19 protein-coding genes are annotated in these 23,482 nt (G+C 73.5%); 9 read left to right on the top strand and 10 right to left on the bottom strand.

Annotation, left to right across the window (positions count from 1 at the left end):
* Positions 1 to 513: LacI family DNA-binding transcriptional regulator (locus ACLIYP_RS20110; RefSeq protein ID WP_412714516.1), on the bottom strand; the 513-nt coding region annotated here is incomplete at its 3' end.
* A 117-nt stretch (positions 514 to 630) separates the two neighbouring features.
* Between ACLIYP_RS20110 and ACLIYP_RS20105 the strand changes: the two genes are divergently transcribed.
* The 3 genes from ACLIYP_RS20105 to ACLIYP_RS20095 are packed head-to-tail and all read left to right on the top strand — an operon-like array spanning position 631 to position 3,838.
* On the top strand, positions 631 to 1,800 hold the full coding sequence (locus ACLIYP_RS20105; protein ID WP_412714515.1) for a Gfo/Idh/MocA family protein: 1,170 nt from the start codon (positions 631 to 633) through the stop codon (positions 1,798 to 1,800).
* Positions 1,797 to 2,975 carry a dihydrodipicolinate synthase family protein gene (locus tag ACLIYP_RS20100; RefSeq protein WP_412714514.1) on the top strand — a complete coding sequence of 393 codons (1,179 nt, stop codon included), beginning with the start codon at positions 1,797 to 1,799 and terminating at the stop codon, positions 2,973 to 2,975. Before ACLIYP_RS20105 ends, ACLIYP_RS20100 begins: the two co-directional genes overlap by 4 nt.
* The gene (locus ACLIYP_RS20095) at positions 2,972 to 3,838 is read left to right on the top strand and encodes a sugar phosphate isomerase/epimerase family protein (protein ID WP_412714513.1); all 867 of its coding nucleotides are present in this window, start codon (positions 2,972 to 2,974) and stop codon (positions 3,836 to 3,838) included. The genes ACLIYP_RS20100 and ACLIYP_RS20095 overlap by 4 nt, the downstream gene beginning before the upstream one ends.
* A gap of 106 nt (positions 3,839 to 3,944) precedes the next feature.
* Here ACLIYP_RS20095 and ACLIYP_RS20090 read toward each other — a convergent pair whose 3' ends face one another.
* Positions 3,945 to 4,181 (bottom strand): hypothetical protein, encoded by a 237-nt coding sequence (locus ACLIYP_RS20090; protein ID WP_412714512.1) that lies wholly within the window; start codon positions 4,179 to 4,181, stop codon positions 3,945 to 3,947.
* Between the two features lie 445 nt (positions 4,182 to 4,626).
* Here ACLIYP_RS20090 and recD2 point away from each other — a divergent pair, with 445 nt between their 5' ends.
* Together recD2 and ACLIYP_RS20080 are read left to right on the top strand one after the other, a co-directional pair.
* Positions 4,627 to 6,849 carry an SF1B family DNA helicase RecD2 gene (recD2, locus tag ACLIYP_RS20085; protein ID WP_412714511.1) on the top strand — a complete coding sequence of 741 codons (2,223 nt, stop codon included), beginning with the start codon at positions 4,627 to 4,629 and terminating at the stop codon, positions 6,847 to 6,849.
* 132 nt (positions 6,850 to 6,981) lie between these two features.
* A complete protein-coding gene (locus ACLIYP_RS20080; protein ID WP_412714510.1) occupies positions 6,982 to 8,286 on the top strand; it encodes a citrate synthase in 1,305 nt (434 codons plus the stop codon).
* 471 nt (positions 8,287 to 8,757) lie between these two features.
* On the opposite strand, the gene ACLIYP_RS20075 is transcribed toward ACLIYP_RS20080, so the two are convergent.
* The 7 genes from ACLIYP_RS20075 to ACLIYP_RS20045 form a co-directional block, all read right to left on the bottom strand.
* Positions 8,758 to 10,626 carry an ABC transporter ATP-binding protein gene (locus tag ACLIYP_RS20075; protein WP_412714509.1) on the bottom strand — a complete coding sequence of 623 codons (1,869 nt, stop codon included), beginning with the start codon at positions 10,624 to 10,626 and terminating at the stop codon, positions 8,758 to 8,760.
* A 77-nt stretch (positions 10,627 to 10,703) separates the two neighbouring features.
* Positions 10,704 to 11,141, bottom strand: coding sequence for a lasso peptide biosynthesis B2 protein (locus tag ACLIYP_RS20070; protein WP_412714508.1), 438 nt, complete (start codon positions 11,139 to 11,141; stop codon positions 10,704 to 10,706).
* Positions 11,138 to 11,389 carry a lasso peptide biosynthesis PqqD family chaperone gene (locus ACLIYP_RS20065; protein ID WP_412714507.1) on the bottom strand — a complete coding sequence of 84 codons (252 nt, stop codon included), beginning with the start codon at positions 11,387 to 11,389 and terminating at the stop codon, positions 11,138 to 11,140. The genes ACLIYP_RS20070 and ACLIYP_RS20065 overlap by 4 nt, the downstream gene beginning before the upstream one ends.
* Positions 11,386 to 13,272, bottom strand: a complete 1,887-nt coding sequence (locus ACLIYP_RS20060; protein ID WP_412714517.1) for an asparagine synthase-related protein — start codon at positions 13,270 to 13,272, stop codon at positions 11,386 to 11,388. Before ACLIYP_RS20060 ends, ACLIYP_RS20065 begins: the two co-directional genes overlap by 4 nt.
* A 19-nt stretch (positions 13,273 to 13,291) precedes the next feature.
* Positions 13,292 to 13,411, bottom strand: a complete 120-nt coding sequence (locus ACLIYP_RS20055) for a keywimysin-related RiPP (RefSeq protein WP_107436728.1) — start codon at positions 13,409 to 13,411, stop codon at positions 13,292 to 13,294.
* A gap of 296 nt (positions 13,412 to 13,707) precedes the next feature.
* Complete coding sequence (locus tag ACLIYP_RS20050; protein WP_412714506.1) at positions 13,708 to 16,008, bottom strand: heavy metal translocating P-type ATPase; 2,301 nt, start codon at positions 16,006 to 16,008, stop codon at positions 13,708 to 13,710.
* An 86-nt stretch (positions 16,009 to 16,094) separates the two neighbouring features.
* Positions 16,095 to 16,313 carry a heavy-metal-associated domain-containing protein gene (locus ACLIYP_RS20045; protein ID WP_093654300.1) on the bottom strand — a complete coding sequence of 73 codons (219 nt, stop codon included), beginning with the start codon at positions 16,311 to 16,313 and terminating at the stop codon, positions 16,095 to 16,097.
* Positions 16,314 to 16,700: 387 nt separating this feature from the next.
* Here ACLIYP_RS20045 and ACLIYP_RS20040 point away from each other — a divergent pair, with 387 nt between their 5' ends.
* Positions 16,701 to 17,438, top strand: a complete 738-nt coding sequence (locus ACLIYP_RS20040; protein WP_412714505.1) for a DUF4328 domain-containing protein — start codon at positions 16,701 to 16,703, stop codon at positions 17,436 to 17,438.
* Positions 17,439 to 17,580: 142 nt separating this feature from the next.
* On the opposite strand, the gene nhaA is transcribed toward ACLIYP_RS20040, so the two are convergent.
* On the bottom strand, positions 17,581 to 18,942 hold the full coding sequence (gene nhaA / locus ACLIYP_RS20035; protein ID WP_412714504.1) for a Na+/H+ antiporter NhaA: 1,362 nt from the start codon (positions 18,940 to 18,942) through the stop codon (positions 17,581 to 17,583).
* Positions 18,943 to 19,332: 390 nt separating this feature from the next.
* Between nhaA and ACLIYP_RS20030 the strand changes: the two genes are divergently transcribed.
* The 3 genes from ACLIYP_RS20030 to ACLIYP_RS20020 form a co-directional block, all read left to right on the top strand.
* Positions 19,333 to 20,439, top strand: coding sequence for a PucR family transcriptional regulator (locus tag ACLIYP_RS20030; RefSeq protein WP_412714503.1), 1,107 nt, complete (start codon positions 19,333 to 19,335; stop codon positions 20,437 to 20,439).
* Positions 20,440 to 20,689: 250 nt separating this feature from the next.
* Positions 20,690 to 21,370: a hypothetical protein gene (locus ACLIYP_RS20025; protein WP_412714502.1), complete on the top strand. Its 681-nt coding sequence runs from the start codon at positions 20,690 to 20,692 to the stop codon at positions 21,368 to 21,370.
* 71 nt (positions 21,371 to 21,441) lie between these two features.
* Positions 21,442 to 23,482, top strand: a 2,041-nt coding sequence (locus ACLIYP_RS20020) for a flotillin family protein (RefSeq protein WP_412714501.1), incomplete at its 3' end; no start/stop codon positions are given.

The raw sequence follows: 23,482 nt of genomic DNA, 5'->3' as shown, positions 1-23,482 counted from the left end.
GCCCTGGCCCCCGTCGCCGTCCGCCTCCGGCAGCGGCGGCCTGCCGCACAGCACCACCCGGGTGCCGGCTGCGGCCAGCCGGCGCAGCCGGGCGGCCAGCGCCTCGGCGTGCCCGGGGTCCTCCACCGCGCTGCCGGTGAGGACGACGGCGGCGGCGCGCTGGCGCTGCAGGAGCGTGATATAGGTCAGTTCGCGCTCGGGGGAGCCGCCGGTGTTGCACACCACCGCCAGTTTCCCGCCGGCCTTCTCCGGCTCCATCTCCGACTGGACGGCGCTTGCCATGATCCCGAAGAACGGGTCGGCGATGTCGTTGACGAGGACGCCGACGAGATCGGAGGTGGCCGCCGCCAGGGAGCTGGCCGGCCCGTTCACGACGTACTCCAGCTCCTCCACCGCGCGCAGCACCCGGCTGCGGGTGGCCCCGGCCACCGGGTAGTTGCCGCTCAGTACGCGCGAGACGGTGGCCGCCGAGACCCCGGCCCGGGCCGCCACGTCCGCCAGCGTCACTGCCATCGATTCCTCCGGTGCGGTTCTCGTCCGCGGTGTTGTCTGCGGGTCTTGTCGTGGGTGCTGTGGGCAGGCTAGCTTGCCCTGGGATAGAAAGCGCTTTCTAAAGCGAGAGGGAAGCTCATGACACGCAGGGTCGTACGGATCGCCATGAACGGCGTCACCGGCCGGATGGGGTACCGCCAGCATCTGGTCCGCTCCATCCTCGCCATCCGCGAACAGGGCGGACTGGAGCTGGGCGACGGCGATGTGCTGTGGCCCGAGCCGGTCCTCGTCGGGCGCCGCGAGCACGCGCTGAGGTCGCTCGCCGAGCGCCACGGCCTCGACCCCGACGCCGTGAGCTGCGACCTCGACGCCGTACTGGCCGACGAGAGCGTCGAGATCTACTTCGACGCCCAGGTCACCTCCGCCCGCGAGGCCGCCATCCGCAAGGCGATCGCCGCCGGCAAGCACGTCTACACCGAGAAGCCCACCGCCACCGGCCTCGACGGCGCCCTGGAGCTGGCCCGGCTCGCCCGCACCGCCGGCGTCAAGCACGGCGTGGTGCAGGACAAGCTCTTTCTGCCGGGACTGCTCAAGCTCAAGCGGCTGATCGACGGCGGCTTCTTCGGCCGCATCCTGTCGGTGCGCGGCGAGTTCGGCTACTGGGTCTTCGAGGGCGACTGGCAGCCCGCCCAGCGCCCCTCGTGGAACTACCGGGCCGAGGACGGCGGCGGCATCGTCGTCGACATGTTCCCGCACTGGGAGTACGTCCTCCACGAGCTGTTCGGCCCGGTGCGCACCGTCCAGGCCGTCACCGCCACCCACGTCCCGCAGCGCTGGGACGAGCACGGCAAGCCCTACCAGGCCACCGCCGACGACGCCGCCTACGGCATCTTCCAGCTCGACGGCGGGATCGTCGCCCAGATCAACTCCTCCTGGACCGTGCGGGTCAACCGCGACGAGCTGGTGGAGTTCCAGGTCGACGGCACCGAGGGGTCGGCCGTCGCCGGACTGCGCACCTGCCGCGTCCAGCACCGCTCCGCCACCCCCAAGCCGGTGTGGAACCCCGACCTCCCGGTCACCGAGTCCTTCCGCGACCAGTGGCAGGAGGTGCCGGACAACCACCCCGAGGGCGGGGAGTTCGACAACGGCTTCAAGGCGCAGTGGGAGCTGTTCCTGCGCCACGTGGCGCTGGACGAGCCCTACACCTGGGACCTGCTGGCCGGCGCCCGCGGCGTCCAGCTCGCCGAACTCGGCCTGGCCTCGGCCGCCGAGGGCCGCCGCCTCGACGTACCGGAGCTGAGCCTGTGATCCGCCTGCCCGACGCCTGCGGCGTCCTGCGCGAGTACGCCCCCCGCACCGAGCCCGCGGTGCCCGCCGCCCCCGCCGCCGGGAGCCCGCCGCTGGTCTCCCGCACGGTGTTCTCCGCCGCCCACGTCGTCGCCGACCCCTTCGCGGACACCACGCCCGACGGCCCGGCCGCCGTGGACTGGGACGCCACGCTCGCCTTCCGCCGCCATCTGTGGTCCCACGGGCTCGGTGTGGCCGAGGCCATGGACACCGCCCAGCGCGGCATGGGCCTGGACTGGGCCGCCGCCGCCGAGCTGATCCGCCGCTCCGCCGCCGAGGCCGCCGCCTGCGGGGGCCGCATCGCCTGCGGCGTGGGCACCGACCAGCTCACCGGCCCCGCCGCCTCGCTGGACGAGGTCCGCGCCGCCTACGAGGAGCAGCTGGCCGTGGTGGAGGAGGCCGGCGCCCAGGCGATCGTGATGGCCTCCCGCGCCACCGCCGCCCTCGCCCGGGGCCCCGAGGACTACCTTGAGCTCTACGGGCACCTGCTGCGCCAGGCGTCCGAGCCGGTGATCCTGCACTGGCTCGGCCCGATGTTCGACCCGGCGCTCACCGGCTACTGGGGCAGCGAGGACCTGGACGCGGCCACCGAGACCTTCCTCGCCGTCATCGCCGAGCACCCCGACAAGGTCGACGGCGTCAAGATCTCCCTGCTGGACGCGGGCCGCGAGGTCGCGCTGCGCCGCAGACTGCCGGGCGGGGTGCGCTGCTACACCGGCGACGACTTCAACTACCCCGAGCTGATCGCGGGCGAGGACCCCGCGGCCGGCGGGCGCTTCAGCCACGCCCTGCTGGGCGTCTTCGACCCGCTGGCGCCGCTGGCGGCCGAGGCCGTACGGGTGCTGGACACCGGGGACCCGGCCGGCTTCCGCAAGCTGCTGGACCCCACCGTCGAGCTGTCCCGCCACCTGTTCCAGGCCCCGACCCGCTACTACAAGACCGGCGTGGTGTTCCTCGCCTGGCTGGCCGGGCACCAGGAGCACTTCGCCATGGTCGGCGGGATGCAGTCCGCCCGCTCGCTGCCGCACCTGGCACGGGCGTACGAACTGGCCGACTCCCTCGGGCTGTTCCCCGACCCGGCACTGGCCGAGGCGCGGATGCGGCACCTGCTGGCGGTGTACGGGGTGGCGGCATGAGCGCTTTCCCCGAGGCCCCCGAGGCCGGTGAGCCCGCCGGCGCCGACCGCTTCTCCATCAACCAGGAGACCGTCCGGCAGCTCTCCCTGCCCGAACTGGTGAAGGCGTGCGCCGAGCTGGGCGTCGGCGGCGTCGGCCTGTGGCGGGCGCCGGTCCGGAAGTACGGGGTGGAGGCCACCGCCCGCCTGGTGCGGGACGCCGGCCTGACCGTCACCAGCCTGTGCCGCGGCGGCTTCCTCACCGCAGCCGACCCCGCCGCGCGCCGTACGGCGCTGGACGACAACCGGGCGGCGGTCGACGAGGCGGCCGGGGTGGGCACCGACACCCTGGTCCTGGTCTCCGGCGGACTGCCCGAGGGCGACCGCGACCTGTACGGCGCCCGCGAGCGGATCGCCGACGCGCTGGCCGAACTGGCCCCCTACGCGGCCGAGCGCGGGGTGCGGCTGGCCATCGAGCCGCTGCACCCGATGTTCGCCTCGGACCGCTGCGTGGTCTCCACCCTCGGACAGGCCCTGGACCTGGCCGAGCGCTTCCCGGCCGAGCAGGTCGGCGTGGTCGTGGACACGTACCACGTCTGGTGGGACGACCGGGCGCCCGCGCAGATCGACCGCGCGGGGGAGGGCGGCCGCATCGCCGCCTTCCAGCTCGCCGACTGGTGCACCCCGCTGCCGGCGGGCGTGCTGCTGGGCCGCGGGCAGCTCGGGGACGGCTCGATCGACTTCCGCTTCTGGCGCGACCGGGTCGCGGCGGCCGGCTACACCGGCTGGACCGAGGTGGAGATCTTCAACGAGGCCCTGTGGGACCGCGACGGCCACGAGGCGCTCGCGGAGACGGCGGAGCGCTTCCGCGCCCACGTCCTTTAGGGACGGAGCCCGCGGGGGCCACCGAACGGGTGCGGTCCGCCACCGTCGCGCCGCGGACCGCGCCGGGCCGCCGTCGCCTCCCGTACGACGGGAGGCGACGGCGGCGTCACCGCGCGCCGCCGCGGTCCTGCTCGGCGCCCTCCGCGCCCCTGCCGCCCTCGGCCTGCGAGGGGGTGGCGGCCGGGCCCCCGTCCCCCTTGCCGGCTGCCTTCCCGGGGGCGCCCTCGTCCGCGGCGGACTTCGCCGCGGCGGCCTCGTGCCGCTCGCTCAGCCCGCGTGACTGGTCGATGCCCTCCTCGTCGTCCCGCTCGCCCTCGGCCTGGGATGGCGTCCACCCGCTCATGCGCCGTCTCCTCACTGTCGTCACCGTCGTCCTCCGCCGCTCCCGGCCGCCGGATTCCTCCGGCGGACCCACTGGGCGGACCGCCCCGGCGGAGTCGTCGAAAGCCCCTGTCGGGTACCCAGACCCGTGCCGATTCCACTTCCGGCTCCCACCGCGGGGATCCGGTGGAGGTACCGCGGGGTCCGGCGGAAAAAAATCATGCTCCGTCGTGCAACCCTTCCGCTCCGTCACGGGTCATAACCGGTGTCGGTCGAACCGGGGAGGGATCTCGGGGGAGGGTGAGACCGGCGGGGGGACACGAGGGGCCGGGCCGCGCAGGCCGGGCCCCTCGTAACATTTCCGCGGCGCTCCGCTTCCGGCGGGCCCCGCCCCGCGCCCGTCCCGTCCCCGCGGCTCCCCGCGGCCGGGATTCCGGTTGTCGGTCCCCGGAGTTACGGTCTGTGACATGTCGTTCCAACCCGCCGTGCTCGAGGCAGTGCTCGAGCGCATCACCTACGCCAACGAGGAAAACGGCTACACGGTCGCCCGCGTCGACACCGGGCGCGGCGGCGAGCTGCTCACGGTCGTCGGCTCGCTGCTCGGTGCGCAGGTGGGGGAGTCGCTGCGGATGGAGGGCCGCTGGGGCTCGCACCCGCAGTACGGCCGCCAGTTCACCGTGGAGAACTACACGACGGTCCTGCCGGCCACCGTCCAGGGCATCCGCCGCTATCTGGGCTCAGGACTGATCAAGGGCATCGGTCCGAAGATCGCCGAGCGGATCGTGGACCACTTCGGGCTGGAGACCCTGGAGGTCATCGAGAACGAGCCGGAACGGCTGATCGAGGTGCCCGGCCTCGGCCCGAAGCGGACGAAGCTGATCGGCGCGGCGTGGGAGGAGCAGAAGGCGATCAAGGAGGTGATGGTCTTCCTCCAGGGGGTGGGGGTGTCCACCTCGATCGCGGTGCGCATCTACAAGAAGTACGGCGACGCCTCGATCTCGGTGGTGCGCAACCAGCCCTACCGGCTGGCCGCCGACGTGTGGGGCATCGGCTTCCTGACCGCCGACCGCATCGCGCAGGCCGTCGGCATCCCCCACGACAGCCCCGACCGGGTGAAGGCCGGGCTGCAGTACGCGCTGTCGCAGTCGGCCGACCAGGGGCACTGCTACCTGCCGGAGGAGCGGCTGATCGCCGACACCGTCAAGCTCCTCCAGGTGGACACCGGCCTGGTCATCGACTGCCTGGGCGAGCTGGCGGGCGAGGAGGAGGGGGTGGTGCGCGAGCAGGTCCCCGACCCGGAGCACCCGGGCGAGCGGGTCTCGGCGGTCTACCTGGTGCCCTTCCACCGCGCCGAGCTGTCCCTGTCGGCCCAGCTGCTGCGCCTGCTGCGCACCGAGGAGGACCGCATCCCGGCCTTCCGGGACGTCGACTGGGAGGCGGCCCTGTCCTGGCTGGCGGGGCGCACCGGGGCCGAACTGGCCCCCGAGCAGCGGGACGCGGTGAAGCTGGCGCTGACGCGGAAGGTGGCGGTGCTCACCGGCGGGCCCGGCTGCGGCAAGTCCTTCACCGTGCGGTCGGTGGTGGAGCTGGCACGGGCCAAGCGGGCGAAGGTGGTGCTGGCCGCGCCCACCGGCCGGGCGGCCAAGCGGCTGTCGGAGCTGACCGGGGCGGAGGCCTCCACCGTCCACCGGCTGCTGGAGCTCAAGCCCGGCGGGGACGCCGCATACGACCGGGAGCGGCCGCTGGACGCCGATCTGGTGGTCGTCGACGAGGCGTCCATGCTGGATCTGCTGCTGGCCAACAAGCTGGTCAAGGCGGTGGCGCCGGGAGCCCACCTGCTGCTGGTGGGCGACGTGGACCAGTTGCCCTCGGTGGGGGCGGGCGAGGTGCTGCGCGATCTGCTCGCCGAGGGCAGCCCGGTCCCGGCGGTGCGGCTGACGCGGATCTTCCGGCAGGCCCAGCAGTCCGGCGTGGTCACCAACGCCCACCGCATCAACTCCGGGGTCCCGCCCATCACCCAGGGCCTGCCGGACTTCTTCCTCTTCGTGGAGGACGACACCGAGGAGGCCGGCCGGCTCACCGTCGACGTGGCGGCCCGGCGCATCCCGGCGAAGTTCGGCCTCGACCCGCGCCGCGACGTGCAGGTGCTGGCGCCGATGCACCGGGGCCCGGCCGGTGCGGGCACGCTCAACGGCCTGCTCCAGCAGGCCATCACCCCCGGGCGGCCCGACCTGCCGGAAAAGCGATTCGGCGGACGGGTTTTCAGGGTGGGCGACAAGGTCACTCAGATTCGCAACAACTACGAGAAGGGGGCCAACGGGGTCTTCAACGGCACGGTGGGCGTGGTGACCTCCCTGAGCACGGAGGAGCAGCGTCTGACGGTGCGCACCGACGAGGACGAGGAGGTGGGCTACGACTTCGACGAGCTGGACGAACTCGCGCACGCCTACGCGGTGACCATCCACCGTTCCCAGGGCAGCGAGTACCTGGCGGTGGTCGTCCCGGTCACCACCGGTGCCTGGATGATGCTCCAGCGCAATCTGCTGTACACGGCCGTGACGAGGGCCAAGCGCCTCGTGGTGCTGGTGGGTTCGCGCAGGGCCCTGGGCCAGGCGGTTCGGACGGTCTCCGCGGGTCGGCGCTGCACCGCCCTGGACCACCGATTGCGCGGTACGCCACACCCCGCGTAACTTTCCGGAGGCACTCCGTGCCACCTGCGGGCCTGCTGACCGACCCCGAGTGCACCGCACTGCACCGAATGGGAGACAGTGGGACGAGGACAGGGCACTCGAAGATGAGGCACTACGTCGGTGAGGGATGACGTGAGCGAACACCGTGAAAGCGATGGCGCAGTAGTACTGCGGTACGGGGACGGCGAGTACAGCTTCCCGCTGGTCGGCAGCACTGTCGGTGACAGTGGTTTCGACATCTCCAAGCTGCGTGCCCAGACCGGTCTGGTGACCCTGGACTCCGGTTACGGCAACACCGCCGCGTACAAGTCGGCGATCACCTTTCTCGACGGTGAGAAGGGCATCCTCCGCTACCGCGGGTATCCGATCGAGCAGCTCGCCGAGCACGGCACGTTCCTCGAGACGGCGTACCTGCTGATCAACGGAGAGCTGCCCACCGTCGACCAGCTGGCCGACTTCCGCAACGAGATCACCCAGCACACCCTGCTCCACGAGGACGTCAAACGGTTCTACGACGGCTTCCCCCGGGACGCCCACCCGATGGCGATGCTCTCCTCGGTGGTGAGCGCGCTGTCCACCTTCTACCAGGACAGCCACAACCCCTTCGACGAGCAGCAGCGGCACCTGTCCACCATCCGGCTGCTCGCCAAGCTGCCCACCATCGCGGCGTACGCGTACAAGAAGTCGGTGGGCCACCCGGTGGTCTACCCGCGCAACGACCTGGGCTACGTCGAGAACTTCCTGCGCATGACCTTCTCGGTCCCGGCCGAGGAGTACGAGCTCAACCCGGTGGTGACCAGCGCCCTGGACAAGCTGCTCATCCTGCACGCGGACCACGAGCAGAACTGCTCGACCTCCACCGTGCGCCTGGTCGGCTCCTCCCAGGCGAACATGTTCGCCTCCGTCTCGGCCGGGATCAGCGCCCTGTGGGGCCCCCTGCACGGCGGCGCCAACCAGTCGGTGCTGGAGATGCTGGAGCGCATCAAGGCCGAGGGCGGCGACGTCGACTCCTTCATCCGCCGGGTGAAGAACAAGGAGGACGGCGTCCGGCTGATGGGCTTCGGCCACCGCGTCTACAAGAGCTTCGACCCCCGGGCGAAGATCATCAAGGCCGCGGCGCACGACGTCCTCTCGGCGCTCGGCAAGTCCGACGAGCTGCTGGACATCGCGCTGAAGCTGGAGGAGCACGCGCTGGCCGACGACTACTTCGTCGAGCGCAACCTCTACCCGAACGTCGACTTCTACACCGGCCTGATCTACCGGGCCATGGGCTTCCCGACCACCATGTTCACCGTGCTGTTCGCGCTCGGCCGCCTTCCCGGCTGGATCGCCCAGTGGCACGAGATGATCAAGGAGCCGGGCTCCCGCATCGGCCGTCCGCGCCAGATCTACACCGGTGTCGTCGAGCGCGACTACGTCCCGGTGGAGCAGCGCTGAGCGGTCGTCCGGGTCTTCAGGGGCCGCTGTGCGGCGCCCCCGCGGGCCCCGCCCCGCACCTTCCGAAGGTGCGGGGCGGGGCCCGTCGTGTGTTCCCGGTGCGGTGGAGCGGTGGAGGAGGCGTGAAGGATTGTGATGCAGGTCACACTAATTGAGGGGTAACCATTCCGGGGGCTCGTGTGTCTTAAGGGGTGGCGTCGGTACTCCGGCGGAGCCGCCGCCGCCCGCCGTGTTCGTCTGTGGGGGACGAGGACGGTGGTCCGCGCAGGTGGTGTGCCTCGGGGGAGCTTGAGCGGCCCTCCCGCCCGTACACCGCCAGGCAGACACCCGGCCAGGATCCCGTGGGGGGAGTCCATGACCGGGAAAAGGAAGCGCCCCGTCAACGGGCCCGTGGGGGGACTCGTTGCTCGGGGCGCTTCTGCGTGTCACTCCTGCCGTGCGGCCCGTGCGGCCCGTGCGACCCGTGCGGACCTATGCGGGGCCGGAGGGCCCCTCCGGGGCCTCCGGCGCGGCCCGGGCGGGGGAGCGGCCCGCCACGAGCTGTGCGGCGGCGAGCCCGGCGTACAGCGCGTCCGAGCGCAGCAGATCGGCGTGGCGGCCCACCGCGCGCACCCGGCCGTCCTCCATCACCACGATGCGGTCGGCCCGCACCACCGTGGAGAGCCGGTGCGCGATGGCCAGGACGGTGGTCTCGGCGGCCAGTTCCACGACGACCTCGCGCAGGGCCTCCTCGTTGACCGCGTCGAGCTGCGACGTCACCTCGTCGAGCAGCAGCAGCCTGGGCCTGCGCAGCAGTGCCCGGGCGATGGCGATCCGCTGGCGCTCGCCGCCCGACAGCGTCACCCCCCGGTGGCCGACCTGCGCGTCCAGGCCGCCGGGCAGCCGCTCGACGAGGCCGTCGAGCCGGGTGCGCGACACCGCGCGCCGCACCTCCTCCTCGGTGGCGTCCGGAGCGGCCAGCAGCAGGTTCTCCCGCAGGGTCCCGGCCAGTACGGGCGCGTCCTGCTCGACGTAGGCGATCGCCGACCGCAGTTCGGCCAGCGGCCAGTGGCGGATGTCGCGCCCGCCGACGGCGACGGTGCCCGCGTCGTGCTCGTAGAAGCGCTCCAGCAGCGCGAACACCGTCGACTTCCCGGCGCCGGAGGGGCCCACGAGCGCCGTCAGACCGCCGGCGGGCACCTCGAAGGTCACCCCCCGGTGCGCCGGGGAGCGGCCTTCGAGGCGTCCGCCGTATCCGAAGACCACGTCCCGGAAGGTGACGCCGAGCGGTGACGAACCCCTGCGTGAGTGCGTGCGGCCAGTGGGCTCCCGCGGCAGCTCCTCCACCTCCCGGATGCGCCGTACCGCGGCCAGCCCGCCGCTCAGCCCCGTCCAGCCGTCGGTGAGCTGGCCGAGCGGACCCATCAGGGTGAAGAGGTAGAGCAGGAAGGCGACCAGCGACGAGACCTCCATCGCCCCGGAGACGGTCCTGGCGCCGCCGACCCCAAGTACGGCGAGGAAGGCGAACTGCACCGCCACGGAGGTCGTGACGTCGGAGACCGAGTTCCACCGGGCCACCGCCACACCGCGGTCGTGGGCCCGCCGCGCCGCCTCGGTGACCGCGGCGCTCTCGCGCTCCTCGGCCCCGCTCGCCTTGACGGTGCGGAACGCCTGCAGCGCGCGGTCCAGCGCCGACCCCATCGCGCCGACCGCCTCCTGCGCCCGGTGCTGCGCCCGCTGGATCCTCGGCATGAGCAGGGCGAGCAGGCCCAGGGCGAGGAGCACGGCGAGGAGGGTGACCCCGAGGAGGACGAGGTCCACGACCGCCATCAGCACCACGGTGCCCAGCAGGACCAGCACCCCGGTGACCGTGTCGGCGATGTTGCGGGAGAGCACGGTGCGCAGCAGCGAGGTGTCACCGGTGGCTCGCGAGAGCAGGTCGCCGGGGGTGAGCCGGTCGACGGCCTCGACCCGCAGCCGCAGCATCCGGCCGACCAGCCGCCTGCGGGCCCGCAGGACGGCGGCCTCGCCGGTGCGCGCCATCAGATACCGGCCGGCCGCCGCGAGGAACGCCCCGAGGAGGACGACGAGGGTGAGGACCACCAGCGGGCGGACGGGCGAGCGCCCGTCCGCGAAGGCGTCCACGGCGTGCTTGGCCATCATCGGCATGGCGAGGTCCGCGCCGGAGCCGAGCAGCGACAGCAGCCCTCCGGCGGCCAGCACCCGCCGGTGCGGCCGGACCTGCTCCAGGAGCAGCCGCAGCGGTGAGGGGCCGCCGGCCGGTCCCGGCTCCTCCGTCCCTTCCAGCCCCGCCGGGGTCTTTGCCGCCGCCCCCGAGGGGACCGCCGCCGCGGGCTCCACGGCCCGATCCGCCGCCTGATTCCCCGCCGGGCCCGCCGCCGAGTCCGCCGCCGGGTCCGTCGGGGTCCTCGCCTGAGTCACCCGCCCGAGTCACCGCCGTCCCCCGCGCGTACCGTCACCGTCATCAGGGGCCGCAAGCCGTCCGCATCCTGCTCCCCGACCGCCCTGCCCCCGGCCCGCACCCAGGCGTGCGCGGAGAAGGGCGGCGCGCTGCGCACCCCCGCGCACCAGTCGGGCCACACCCCCGACATCCGGCAGGCCAGGGCGATGGCGACGGAGCGCGGCAGGCAGCCGTACCAGCCGGCGCACCTGCGGCTGGTGGCGACCACCGCCTCGTACACGCGCAGGGTCTCCTCGTAGCCGGCGGGACGGGCGCCGCGGCTGACACGGGTCAGCACCCGGCGCAGCCGTCCCGGGCGCAGCCGGCTCAGCACGAGGGCCGCGACGACGGCCGTGCGCACCCGGACGCCGCCGGGGCCGGAGCCGCGGCGGGGCATGGTCATCTCGGTGGTCACGGCGCGAGGAGCTCCGCCTCGACCAGCCGGCGGGTCAGCTCCGCGACGTCCGCCTCGGCCTCGGCACGGCCGACGTCGTACTCCTCCAGCAGCCGCTCGACGGCGGCCTCCCCGTCCCGCCCCTGGGCGAGCGCATGCACCACGACGGCGCCGCACTCGTTCAACTGCCAGTAGGTGCCGCTGCGTTCGTCGAGCAGTACGGCACCGTACTCGGTGGCGGTGATGGCCACACCCTGTCTGAGCTTCACGAGACTGCCTCGCTCCTCTCGGGGTCGCGGTGGTCCTCCCCGGCCGGCCAGGCGTCCTCGGCCGTCCGCAGCCAGGTCTCGCAGGAGACCGTGGAGTCGACCGGGTACCGCTGGAGGACGGGGGAGTACGGGTCGTCGGCCAGCCGCCCGAGCCGGGCGGCGTCGACGAGCCCGCGCCGGGCCAGCAGGGAGTCCTCCCACAGCGCGCGCAGGTCGGCGGAGTGCTCGCGCAGTCCGCGCACGTCGTCGGCCGACATGTGGTCCTTGGTGGTCCGGGCCAGCAGGCGGGCGGGCACCACCTCGCGCATGGCCTCCACCAGCAGCGGCTTGTACCGCCAGGGGACGACCCGGTCCTCGACGCGGACGGCGAGGGCGGCCTCGACCACCCGGTCGTCGTAGAAGGGCGCGGCCACCGGCAGGCCCGCGGTGACGCCCACGTCCTCCAGCGCCTGGAAGCCGCGGGCGCCGACCCGGACGGTGTCGAGGTCCGTGTGCCGCCCGGGGCGGGGGCCCAGCGGCTCGGCGTGCCCGGCCGCCGAGCGGAGCTCGTCGAGGATCAGTGCCGCGGCGTCGCCGGTGAGCCAGGGCGGCAGCGACTGCCGGGGCCCCCAGGACAGCAGCGGGCCGCGGTCGGCGGGCGGCTCGTGCGTGACGGCGCCGGCCAGCCAGGCGGCGTACGAGGGGCGGGCCAGCAGGGCGCGCAGGGTGGGCCACAGGGGCCAGCCGTACTGGTGCCGCAGCGCGCCGATCCGGTTCCACGCCTTCAGCGGGCTGCCCGGGAGCAGGTCCCGGCAGGACGAGGGCAGGCCGTTGAAGAGCTCGTCGCCGCCGTAGCCGGTCAGGTGGTACCGGGAGCCGGTGGCGGCGGCGCGGCCGAGCAGCAGGTACGCCCTCGCCCGCGCGGGGGCGACGGGGAAGGGCTCGTCGAGCAGCTCCCGGGCGTTCCCCCGCAGGTCCGCGTAGAACAGCGGGGCGTCGCCGGCGGGGACGACATGGTGCTCGACGGACCGGCCGGCGTCGCGGCGGGCGTCCTCCGCCCCCAGGCGGGCCCACGTCTCGTCCTCCGAGTGGCTCTCCCGCGCGGCGACGGTCAGCAGTGCCGTCTCCCGGTCGCCCGGCGCCTCCAGGGCGAGGAAGGCGACGGAGGTGGAGTCCAGTCCGCCGGAGAGTTCGCAGCTGATCCGGGTGTGCCCGGCCAGCTGGGCGCGGACGGAGTCCGCGAGCGCGGCAGCCAGGAGGGGGGCGCCCCGCCGTGCGCCGAGCTCCGGCTCGGGGGGCCGCCACCAGCGCCACACGGTGTGGCGGGGGCCGCCGGGGCCGTCGCGCAGGCTGAGCGCGTACGCCGGATCGACCTCCTCCAGACCCCGCCACAGGGGGCGGTGCCGCAGCGGGTGCGGAACGAAGTCCAGCAGGCGCAGGGCGAGCGCGGCGTCGTCGATCCCCGCCCCGGTGAGGTGGGCCAGGAGCGCCGGCCGGTCGGAGGCGACGCGTCCGCCGGCGTACCCGGCGTGGTAGACGCGCCGGTGCCCGGAGGCCGTGCCCCGCACGCAGACGTCGTCCCCCATCCGGGAGACGACGTGGTGGAGGCCGGGCAGCCGCGCCAGCCGGCGGTGGAGGTCGGCGGTGTCGCGGGCCGGGCCGAGGATGCCGTGGAGGATGTCGTCGGGGACGCGGTACGGGCCGATCAGCACGAGGGCGTCGTCGCCCCGCGTGACCCGGCTGACCTGCCGGAAGGGGAGACGGAAGACGACCCAGGGACGCCCCGAGGGGTGGGGCACGGTCCCCGCGCCCGCCGCCTCCGCCGGGCGAAGACGCCCGGCCACGGCCTGCCCTTCGGGCGTGTCCGGGAGGACCGCGAAGAAGTCACGCAGGTGACCGGGCATCTTCTTCACCACGGGACGGTCAGACGAACCGGCGGCTGAAGTACTCCTTGTACTTGCCGACGAAGTAGCCCGCGGTCCTCTTGCGGAAGCTCCCCTGGTCGAAGAGGGCGGGCTTCACATAGGTCTTCTTCTGCTTCATGTCGTGCGCACTCTCCTTCTGGTGGCAGAACACCCGTGTACTGGTGCGAACGTTCACGCACGGTGCACGGTCTGTTGCTGGAGTGACGGACGGGATCACACTCACAGCGGTAGCAGCGGAGCCGCAACGCACTTTTGCGCCATCCTCGGTCGGCCGGCGGCATCCGATTTGCCAAAGGAACTACTTGACGCTCATATGATCGACGCCCCCGCCCAGACCGTCGGCCGGACCCGCGACCGGGTCCGGCCGACGGTCTGGGCGTGGACGAGGGCGGGGGCGGGGGCGACCGGGACCGGTCAGCGGAAGGCGCGCAGCCGGAGGCTGTTGGTGACGACGAAGACCGAGGAGAAGGCCATGGCGGCTCCCGCGATCATCGGGTTGAGCAGTCCGGCCGCGGCCAGCGGCAGGGCGGCGACGTTGTAGCCGAAGGCCCAGAAGAGGTTGCCCTTGATGGTGGACAGGGTCTTGCGGGCCAGGCGGATGGCGTCGGCGGCGGCGCGCAGGTCGCCGCGGACGAGGGTGAGGTCGCCGGCCTCGATGGCGGCGTCGGTGCCGGTGCCCATGGCCAGGCCGAGGTCGGCCTGGGCCAGGGCGGCCGCGTCGTTGACGCCGTCGCCGACCATGGCCACGGAGCGGCCCTCGTCCTGGAGGCGCTTGACGACGTCGACCTTGTCCTGGGGCATGACCTCGGCGATCACCCGGCCCCCGGAGGAGTCGATCCCCACCTCGCGGGCGACGGATTCGGCCACCGCCCGGTTGTCACCGGTCAGCAGGACCGGGGTGAGCCCGAGGGCGCGCAGCCGGGTGATGGCCTCGGCGCTGGTGTCCTTCACCGCGTCCGCCACCGCCAGCAGTCCGCGCACCTTCCCGTCCCAGGCGACGGCGACCGCGGTGCGGCCCTCCGCCTCCGCGGCGGCCCGTGCCCCGGCCAGCCCAGGGGGGAGTTCCAGGGCGCTCTCCGCCAGCAGCCGCTCCCGCCCCACGGCCACCTCGCGGCCCTCGACGACGCCCCGGACGCCGAGCCCGGCGGCGTTCTCGAAGCGCTCCACCGCGGGCAGCGCACCCGTCCGCTCCGCGGCCCCGGCCGCGATGGCCCGGGCGATGGGGTGCTCGGAGGCGTGCTCCAGGGCGCCGGCCAGGCGCAGCACCTCGTCCTCGTCCTCGCCCTCGGCGGCGACGACGTCGCGCAGTTCCATCCTCCCGGTGGTGACGGTGCCGGTCTTGTCCAGGACGACGGTGTCCACGCGCCGGGTGGTCTCCAGGACCTCGGGGCCCTTGATGAGGATGCCGAGCTGGGCGCCGCGTCCGGTGCCGACCATCAGGGCGGTGGGGGTGGCCAGGCCCAGGGCGCAGGGGCAGGCGATGATCAGGACGGCGACGGCCGCGGTGAAGGCCGCGGCCGCCCCTCCGCCGGTGCCGAGCCAGTAGCCCAGGGTGCCCAGCGAGATCAGCAGCACCACCGGCACGAAGACGGCCGAGACCCGGTCGGCCAGCCGCTGCACCGCGGCCTTGCCGCTCTGCGCGTCCTCGACCAGCTTGGCCATCCGGGCGAGCTGGGTGTCGGAGCCGACGCGGGTGGCCCGCACGACCAGCCGGCCGGAGGTGCTGACGGTGGCGCCGGTGACCGCGTCGCCCGCCGAGACGTCCACCGGCACCGACTCGCCGGTCAGCATCGAGGCGTCCACGGCCGAGGAGCCCTCGACGACGGTGCCGTCGGTGGCGATCTTCTCGCCGGGGCGGACCAGGAAGCGGTCCCCGACGGCCAGTTCGGCGACGGGGATGCGCTCCTCGCGCCCTCCGCGCAGGACGGTGACCTCCTTGGCGCCCAGCTCCATCAGGGCGCGCAGCGCCGCACCCGCGCTCCGCTTGGAGCGCGCCTCCAGATAGCGGCCGAGCAGGATGAACGTCGTCACCCCGGCCGCGACCTCCAGATACAGGGCGGAGGCGGCGTCGGCGCGGGAGACGGTCAGCTCGAAGCCGTGCCGCATCCCGGGCATGCCGGCGTCGCCGAGGAACAGCGCCCACAGCGACCAGCCCAGGGCCGCGGTGGTGCCCACCGAGACCAGGGTGTCCATGGTGGCCGCGCCGTGCCGGGCGTTCGCCCACGCCGCGCGGTGGAAGGGCAGCGCGCCCCACACCACGACCGGTGCGGCCAGGGTCAGCGACAGCCACTGCCAGTTGTCGAACTGGAGGGCCGGAACCATCGACAGCAGCACGACCGGCACCGACAGTGTCAGCGAGACCAGGAAGCGCTGCCGCAGTGAGGCGAGCTCGCGGTCGCCCTCGCTCTCCCCGGCCCCTGCCCCGGCTCCCGCCCCGGTCCCGCCGCCCTCCGGCCGCGCGGGGGCGGGCGGAGGAGGCGGCTGGGCGGTGTAGCCGGTCCTCTCGACGGTGGCGATCAGATCGTCGACGCTCACCCCGGGGGCGTGGCTGACGCGCGCCTTCTCGGTGGCGAAGTTGACCGTGGCGGTCACGCCGTCCATCCGGTTGAGCTTCTTCTCGATGCGTGCGGCGCAGGAGGCGCAGGTCATGCCGCCGATGGCGAGTTCGACCTCTTCGGCGGGGGCCTGCGTACCGGACGTCGTGGTGGTGGTCATGCTGTCTCCCGGACGGGGGCCGGACCGTGCCGGCCGCGCGGGCGCGCGGCGGTACGGTCCGACGGCGGCGGTGCGGTCGCGGGCGGTCAGGCCCGGCCGGCGAGCTCGTAGCCCGCCTCGTCGACGGCGGCGCGTACGGCCTCGTCGTCCAGTTCGCGGGTGGAGGTGACGGTCACCAGGCCGGTCGAGGCGACTGCCTTCACCTCGGTGACGCCGTCGATCCCGGAGATCTCGCTGTTGACCGCGCCCTCGCAGTGGCCGCAGGTCATGCCGGTGACCTTGTAGGTGGTGGTGACGGTGCTCATGGCTTCTGCTCCCTCGGATCAGTACGCGGAAACGCCCGACGGCCGGGCGCGTGTTCCGACACTCCCGACTTTATACCCCTAGGGGGTATTAGCCAAATGAGTCCGGACTCCGGCCCCGTCCGGCTCCCCGGAAAACCGGGGGTGGCCCGCTCCGGGGCCGGTAGGGTGCGGCGGACGATCACCGAGGGGCGGGACGACGGCATGGCGTGCGCGGAGTGCGAGGACAGGGCGAACGGGGAGCGCTGCGGAGAGGGAGGGGGCGCGGCGGCCGGAAGGCGCTGCCCGGCGTGCGGCGACACGGCACCACCGCCCGCCGCATCCGCTCCGCCCGCAGGAGAGGACGCGCCCGCCGGGAAGGAAGCGCCCGCGGGGCAGCCCTGGTGGGTGATGACGGACGAGGAGCTGCGGACGGTGGAACGCATCCGCCGGGAGCAGGGGGAGTCTCCGTATCTGCGCTGGCAGTCCACCCGGACCCTGGCGACCGTCACCGTCGCGCTGCTGGGGGTGGTCGTGGCCTCGGACCTGTTCGCGATCCTCGCCGGGTCCCGGTTCGCAGGGCTCCTGAAGGAGGGGGCGGATTCGTCGTGGTACGGCTCCACCGGGGCCCTGGAGAGCGCGGAGTCGCTGTACTTCGCCGTCGGTGTGGTCCAGTTCGCCGCGATGGTGGCGGCGGGGATCCCGTTCCTGATGTGGTTCCACCGCTCCCGGCTCAACGCGGAGACCTTCGACGCCGCGAGCCAGCGGATGAGACCGGGCTGGGCGATCGGCGGATGGTTCGTGCCCGTCGTCAACCTCTGGTTCCCCAAGAAGATCGCCAACGACATCTGGGACGCCAGCACCCCGCCGGGACCGGACGGCGCCGTCCGCGAGCGCCTTCCCGGCGGACTGCTCAACTGCTGGTGGCTGCTGTGGCTGCTCACCTGGGCATCCGGCCGGTTCGCGTCCCGCAGGTACGCGGACGCGCAGACCTTCGAGGAACTCGGGAGCGCTGTCTCCTCCTACCTCTTCGCCGACGGGGTCGACCTCCTCGCCGCCGTGCTGGCGATCCTCGTCGTCCGCAGGATCACCGCCATGCAGCACGCCCTCCAGGAGCACCGCGTGGCCCTCGCCGCGACTCCGGTCTGACCGCCCGCCGCGCCCGCCCCGACGGTGCTCCCGGAGGGCGCGCCGGGCGGCGGAGAGGACGGAGAAGGGCCGCGCCCGCCGGTGGGCGGGCGCGGCCGGAAAGGTGCCGCATGGCGGCGGCCCGGAGGCCGGACGGGCTCCGTCAGCCCTCGCTGACCTCGCGGTCGACCCGGCCGGCGGCGTCCTCGGTGACCCTGCCCCGCGGCCGCTCGTAGATGTCCGGGATGCCGTCGTGGTCCTCGTCCCGGTTCTCCTCCTCCCACAGCCGCTTGTAGCGGGCGTCGCGGAACTTGAGGAAGACCGCGGCGGCCACCGCGGCGGCCAGCGAGCCGATCAGGACCGCCGCCTTGACCTGCTCGGCGACCTCGGCGCCGGCGAAGGCCAGCTCGCCCACCAGCAGGGAGACGGTGAAGCCGATGCCGGAGAGCAGCGCGACGCCCACCACGTCCGCCCACTCCAGGTCCTCGCTGAGCCGGGCGCGGGTGAAGCGGGCGGCCAGATAGGTGCCGCCGAAGACGCCGAGGAGCTTGCCCGCGAACAGGCCGAGCATCACGCCCAGCGCCTCGGGCTGGCGGAAGGTGTCCCCCAGCGCGTCGCCGGAGACGCTGACGCCCGCCGCGAAGAGCGCGAACACCGGCACCGCGAAGCCCGCGGACAGCGGCCGCACCAGGTGCTCGATCCGCTCGGCGGGGGACTCCTTCTCGGTGGGCCAGCCCTCGCTGCCCTTGGCCGGGATCACCCGCAGCAGCATGCCCATCGCCACACCGGCGATGGTGGCGTGCACCCCGCTGGCGTGCATCAGCGCCCAGATGACGACGCCCAGCGGCACGTACACGTACCAGCCGCGCACCCGCAGCTTCTGGTGGAGGAACCAGAACACCACCAGCCCGGCCAGGGCCCCGCCCAGGGCGGGCAGGTTCAGCGCGGAGGTGTAGAAGACGGCGATGACGAGGATCGCGCCGAGGTCGTCGACGATGGCGAGGGTGAGGAGGAAGGCCCGGATGCCCGACGGAAGGTTGGTGCCGATCACGGCCAGCACGCCGAGGGCGAAGGCGATGTCGGTGGCCATGGGGATCGCCCAGCCGTCCATCTGACCGCCGCCCGCCGCGTTGACCGCGACGTAGAACAGGGCGGGCACCACCATGCCGCACACGGCTGCGACCACCGGGAGCGCGGCGGCCGCCGGGCGCCGTAGCTCACCGAGGAGCAGTTCGCGCTTCAGCTCGATGCCGGCGACGAAGAAGAAGATCGTCAGCAGGCCGTCCGACGCCCAGTGCCCCACGGACAGGTCGAGGTGGAGGGAGGGGATGCCGAAGTGGAAGTCGCGGACGGACTCGTACAGGTTCCCCCAGGGAGAGTTCGCCCACACCAACGCCACCACCGCGGCGGCCAGCAGCAGCATCCCGCCGACGGTCTCGGTGCGCAGCGCCTCCAGCAGGAACCGGCGCTCCTGGAACGACGGCAGCCCGAAGAGGGAGGTGCGCTCTTTGGGGGCGTTGGACATGGAGTGACCTCCCGGGGTCGGTTTCGGGGTACGTGGACAACGTCGCCGACCAGACTTCCCGGCACACCATTAGTGATCTTGATTGTCATACCACCGTACCCACAACCTGCTGTTTCCGCGCAAGAGCGGATCCGTGCACGACTGCGCGGGTACCGTCGGGTAATGCCCGGCAACTCCCGGTCCATGTCGGCGAATGCCCCGGCCGCCCCGGTTTCGCCGGTGACGGTGATCACACCGCCCTCCGCCGCGGCGACCGGACGGGATCCTTCCCCGAGGCACGCCCCGCCACCCCTGCCACGGCGGCCGCGCCCCTCCCTTAGTCTGTGCCGGTGGCCCGGCCGTACGGCCGGGGGCGGGCGGAACGCGGCGCGGAAAGGGGCGGTTGCACCGATGAGACGCGGTGGGATCCCCGGCTCCTTCCTCGGCGGCTACGCGGAGCTGCTCACCGAGATATCCCGGACCGGGCGGCTGCCGCGCCGCGCCGAGCTGGACGCCTTCCGCGAGATGGGCGAGCGGGTCGCCGAGCAGGGCTACGGCCTGCGCGAGCTGGTCGGCCTCTACCTCGCCGAGACCCGCCGGCTGTGGGGCGCGCTGCCGGGCATCGCCCGGTCGGCCACGGCCGCGGAGCGGGCCCGCACCGGAGACGCCCTGCTGGCCGCGGTGGAGGCCGCGGTGGCCGCGCTGGGGGAGGGGCACGAGCGGGCCCAGCGGCTTGCGGTGCGGCAGGAGGAGGCCGAGCGCCGCGAGTTCGTGGACGACCTGCTCTACGGCCGCAGCGACCTGGGCCGGCTCGCCGAGCGGGCCCAGCGCTTCGGCCTGCGGCTGGCCCGCGCGCACGCGGTCGCCGTGGCCCTGGGCACCGAGAAGTACGACGACGTGCACCCCACCGTGCGCCGCATCGAGCGCGAGCTGGTGGGCCGCTTCGGCGAGCGCGACGTACTGCTCGCCACCAAGGACGGGCGGCTGGTGTGCATCGCGGCCAGCTCGGACAAGTCCGTCCTGAAGGTCTTCGCCCGGCTCGCCGAGGACCCAGGCCCGGGCTACCCCGCCGCCGAGCGGGTGGCGCTCGGCCGCTCCCACAGCGGCCCCAGCGGCGTGGTGCGCTCCTACGAGGAGGCGCTGGGGGCGCTGGACCTCGCCGACCGGCTCGGCCTGGACGGGGTCCGGTTCAACGCGGCGGAGATGCTGGTCTTCCCGGTGCTGCTGCGCGACCGCGCGGCGATGGCCGACCTGGTGCGCACCGTGCTGGGGCCGCTCACCCAGGCCCGCGGCGGGGCCGCGCCGCTGTTGGAGACCCTGTCGGTGTGCTCGGCGGCGGGCTATGTGAACGCGGAGGCCGCTCGCCGGCTGGGAGTGAGCGTGCGGACCCTGTCGTACCGGCTGGCACGCATCCGGGAGCTGACCGGCTACGACCCCGGCGACGGCCTCCAGCGCTACACCCTGGAGACCGCCGCTATGGGCGCCCGGCTGCTGGGCTGGCCGGAGAAGCCGCTGTAACCGCTCGCGGATCCCCGCCGGTCGCCGGACCGCCCGGTCGGACCGCCGCGCCGCCTCCACCCGGCTCCGCCCGGCTCCGTCCACCTCCGCCCACCTCCGCCCGGGGGCCGGGCAACGGCTTCCGCGCCGGTGGTTCCCTCCGGTTGCCGGACGTAAGCACGGCGTAAAGATTGCCGGATCCTGGCAATGTGCGACCCGCCGACGGACTGTCAGCATGAGGTCACGCCGCGACCGGTACGGGGGTGGAAAGATGAGCGAGTTCATGCGTGTGGCCATGGGCTTCCCCGCCAATCTGTTCGGGTTCGGACTTGTGGTGGTGCTCGTCTACTGGCTGACGGTGCTGGTCGGAGCGGTTGGCGTCGATGCCCTCGACGGGGGTGAGGGCATCGACGCCGACCACTGCGACCACTCCGGCACCGGCCCTGCCACCGGCCCCGCGGCGGTTCTCGCGGCTGCCGGACTCAGCGGCGCACCGGCTTCCGTCTCCCTGTCGCTCCTCATCTCGATTGCCTGGTTCGCATCACTGAGCGGTGCGGCGGCGGTCGAGCGGACCGGCGGGGGAGGCCCGGCGCGCCTGCTGGTCCTGCCGGCCGCGCTGCTCGCCGCCTGGGGGCTGACACGGCTGCTGATCCGCCCGCTGGCCCGGCTGGTGCCGCGCGAGACGGGTACCAGCCACCGCGACCTCGTCGGCCGGGTGTGCACCATCCGCACCGGCCACGTCAGCCACCGCTTCGGGCAGGCCGAGATCACCGCCGACGACGGCTCGGCCCATCTGGTCCAGGTCCGCGCCCGGTGCGAGGACGCCGCGGGCCTGGCCGCCGGAAGCACCGCGCTGGTCTTCGACTACGACCCCGACGGCGGCTTCTTCCACGTCATGCCCTGCGACCCCGTACTGGACCCCGGTCCGGACGCCGGCCGCCCGCCGCGCTGAACCCCCGCGCGCCCGCGGCGGGCCCGTCCACCGGACCCCAAGCACACGACCTCACGAAGGACCCCACCTCCATGGACGTCATCTCCACGGGCCTCGGCGTGCTCATCGCCGTGCTCCTGCTCATGGGCATCGCCCTGCTGATCGTGGTCAGCCGCCTGTTCCGCAAGGTGGAACAGGGCAAGGCGCTGATCGTCTCCAAGATGCGCAAGGTCGACGTGACCTTCACCGGCACCGTCGTGCTGCCGGTGCTGCACCGGGCCGAGGTGATGGACATCTCGGTGAAGACCATCGAGATCGCCCGCACCGGCGGCGAGGGCCTGATCTGCCGGGACAACATCCGCGCCGACATCCGCATCTCGTTCTTCGTCCGCGTCAACAAGACCGTCGAGGACGTCATCAAGGTCGCCCAGGCCATCGGCACCGAGCGCGCCAGCGACCGGACCACGCTCCAGGAGCTGTTCAACGCCAAGTTCTCCGAGGCCCTCAAGACCGTCGGCAAGCAGCTGGACTTCGCCGACCTCTACACCAAGCGCGACGAGTTCCGCGACCGGATCATCGCCGTCATCGGCACCGACCTCAACGGCTACAGCCTGGAGGACGCGGCGATCGACTACCTGGAGCAGACCCCGCTCAGGCAGCTCGACGGGAACAACATCCTCGACGCCCAGGGCATCCGCAAGATCACCGAGCTGACCGCCGTCGAGCACGTGCGCACCAACGAGTTCCAGCGCAACGAGGAGAAGGAGATCACCCGGCAGAACGTCGAGGCACGCGAGGCCGTCCTCGAACTCGAGCGCCGCCAGGCCGACGCCGAGATCCGCCAGCAGCGCGAGATAGAGACCGTGCGCGCCCGCGAGGAGGCCGAGACCGCCCGCGTCCAGGCCGAGGAGCGCCTGCGCGCCCACACAGCGCACCTGAAGACCGAGGAGGCCCTCGGCATCCAGAACGAGAACCGCGAGCGCGAGATCGCCGTCGCCAAGCTCAACCGCGACCGGGTCGTGGCCATCGAGAACGAGCGCATCGAGAAGGACCGCCTGCTGGAGGTCATCGCCCGCGAGCGCGAGACCCAGTTGCGCCGGATCGCCGCCGACAAGGAGGTCGAGGCCGAGAAGCGGGACATCGCCGACGTGATCCGCGAGCGGATCGCGGTGGAGAAGACCGTCGCGCAGCAGGAGGAGGAGATCAAGAAGCTGCGCACCGTGGAGGAGGCCGAGCGCGAGCGCCAGGCGCTGATCATCGCCGCCGAGGCCCAGGCCCAGGAGCGGCTGGTCAAGGACATCAAGGCGGCCGAGGCCGCCGAGCAGGCAGCCGGGCACCGGGCCGCCGAGGAGCTGACGATGGCCGAGGCGCGCCGCAAGGCCGCCGAGATGGACGCGGCCGCCGCCGTACGCCTGGCCGAGGGCCGCAAGGCCGAGGCGGCCGCGGCCGGGCTCGCCGAGGCCGAGGTCCAGGAGCGGATGGCCGACGCCATCGCCAAGACCCGCCGCGCCGAGGCCGAGGCCGAGCGCGAGCTCGCCCTGGCCCAGGCCGACGGGCTGCGCGAGAAGCTCAAGGCCGAGGCCGAGGGGCTCACCGAGAAGGCCGGCGCCATGGCCCGGCTGGACGAGGCGGGCCGGGAGCACGAGGAGTACCGCCTGCGGCTGGAGGCGGAGAAGGAGATCCGCATCGCGGACATCGACGTGCAGCGGCAGATCGCCGAGTCCCAGGCGACCCTGATCGCCACCGGGCTGGAGAACGCCAACATCGACATCGTCGGCGGGGACTCGGTCTTCTTCGACAAGCTGGTGGGCTCCATCGCAGCCGGCCGCAGCGTCGACGGCTTCGTCAACCGCAGCGAGACCGTCCGGGCCATGGCGGGCGGCTGGCTCGACAAGGAGAACTCGACGTTCACGCACGACCTGACCGCCATGACCGCGGGGCTCGGCGCCGCCGGGCTGCGCGACCTGACCCTGGCCGGCCTGCTGGCGAAGCTGGCCGCGGGGGGCGGCCCCCAGGCCCCGGAGCTGGCCTCCCTGCTGGACGCGGTACGCGGCTCGGGCGTCGCCGACCTGCCGCTGTCGGCCCTGGCCGGAGGGGCGGACGGCGCCGCGGCCCGTACCCGCGCCGCCGCGC

The sequence above is a fragment of the Streptomyces nanhaiensis genome, from assembly GCF_046614825.1.
In the GTDB taxonomy this organism is placed as follows: Bacteria; Actinomycetota; Actinomycetes; order Streptomycetales; family Streptomycetaceae; genus Streptomyces; species Streptomyces radiopugnans.
The sequence above is the reverse complement of the archived record's forward strand: the minus strand, read 5'-3'. Positions and strand labels throughout refer to the sequence as shown.

What these genes read in the sequence shown, in the direction of transcription:
- ACLIYP_RS20025 (WP_412714502.1), top strand. Translation starts at nt 20,690, where the DNA reads ATGAGCGAGTTCATGCGTGTGGCCATGGGCTTCCCCGCCAATCTGTTC.
- recD2 (WP_412714511.1), top strand. Translation starts at nt 4,627, where the DNA reads ATGTCGTTCCAACCCGCCGTGCTCGAGGCAGTGCTCGAGCGCATCACC.
- ACLIYP_RS20060 (WP_412714517.1), bottom strand. Translation starts at nt 13,272, where the DNA reads ATGCCCGGTCACCTGCGTGACTTCTTCGCGGTCCTCCCGGACACGCCC.
- nhaA (WP_412714504.1), bottom strand. Translation starts at nt 18,942, where the DNA reads ATGTCCAACGCCCCCAAAGAGCGCACCTCCCTCTTCGGGCTGCCGTCG.
- ACLIYP_RS20045 (WP_093654300.1), bottom strand. Translation starts at nt 16,313, where the DNA reads ATGAGCACCGTCACCACCACCTACAAGGTCACCGGCATGACCTGCGGC.
- ACLIYP_RS20105 (WP_412714515.1), top strand. Translation starts at nt 631, where the DNA reads ATGACACGCAGGGTCGTACGGATCGCCATGAACGGCGTCACCGGCCGG.
- ACLIYP_RS20095 (WP_412714513.1), top strand. Translation starts at nt 2,972, where the DNA reads ATGAGCGCTTTCCCCGAGGCCCCCGAGGCCGGTGAGCCCGCCGGCGCC.
- ACLIYP_RS20040 (WP_412714505.1), top strand. Translation starts at nt 16,701, where the DNA reads ATGACGGACGAGGAGCTGCGGACGGTGGAACGCATCCGCCGGGAGCAG.
- ACLIYP_RS20030 (WP_412714503.1), top strand. Translation starts at nt 19,333, where the DNA reads ATGAGACGCGGTGGGATCCCCGGCTCCTTCCTCGGCGGCTACGCGGAG.
- ACLIYP_RS20055 (WP_107436728.1), bottom strand. Translation starts at nt 13,411, where the DNA reads ATGAAGCAGAAGAAGACCTATGTGAAGCCCGCCCTCTTCGACCAGGGG.
- ACLIYP_RS20050 (WP_412714506.1), bottom strand. Translation starts at nt 16,008, where the DNA reads ATGACCACCACCACGACGTCCGGTACGCAGGCCCCCGCCGAAGAGGTC.
- ACLIYP_RS20090 (WP_412714512.1), bottom strand. Translation starts at nt 4,181, where the DNA reads ATGAGCGGGTGGACGCCATCCCAGGCCGAGGGCGAGCGGGACGACGAG.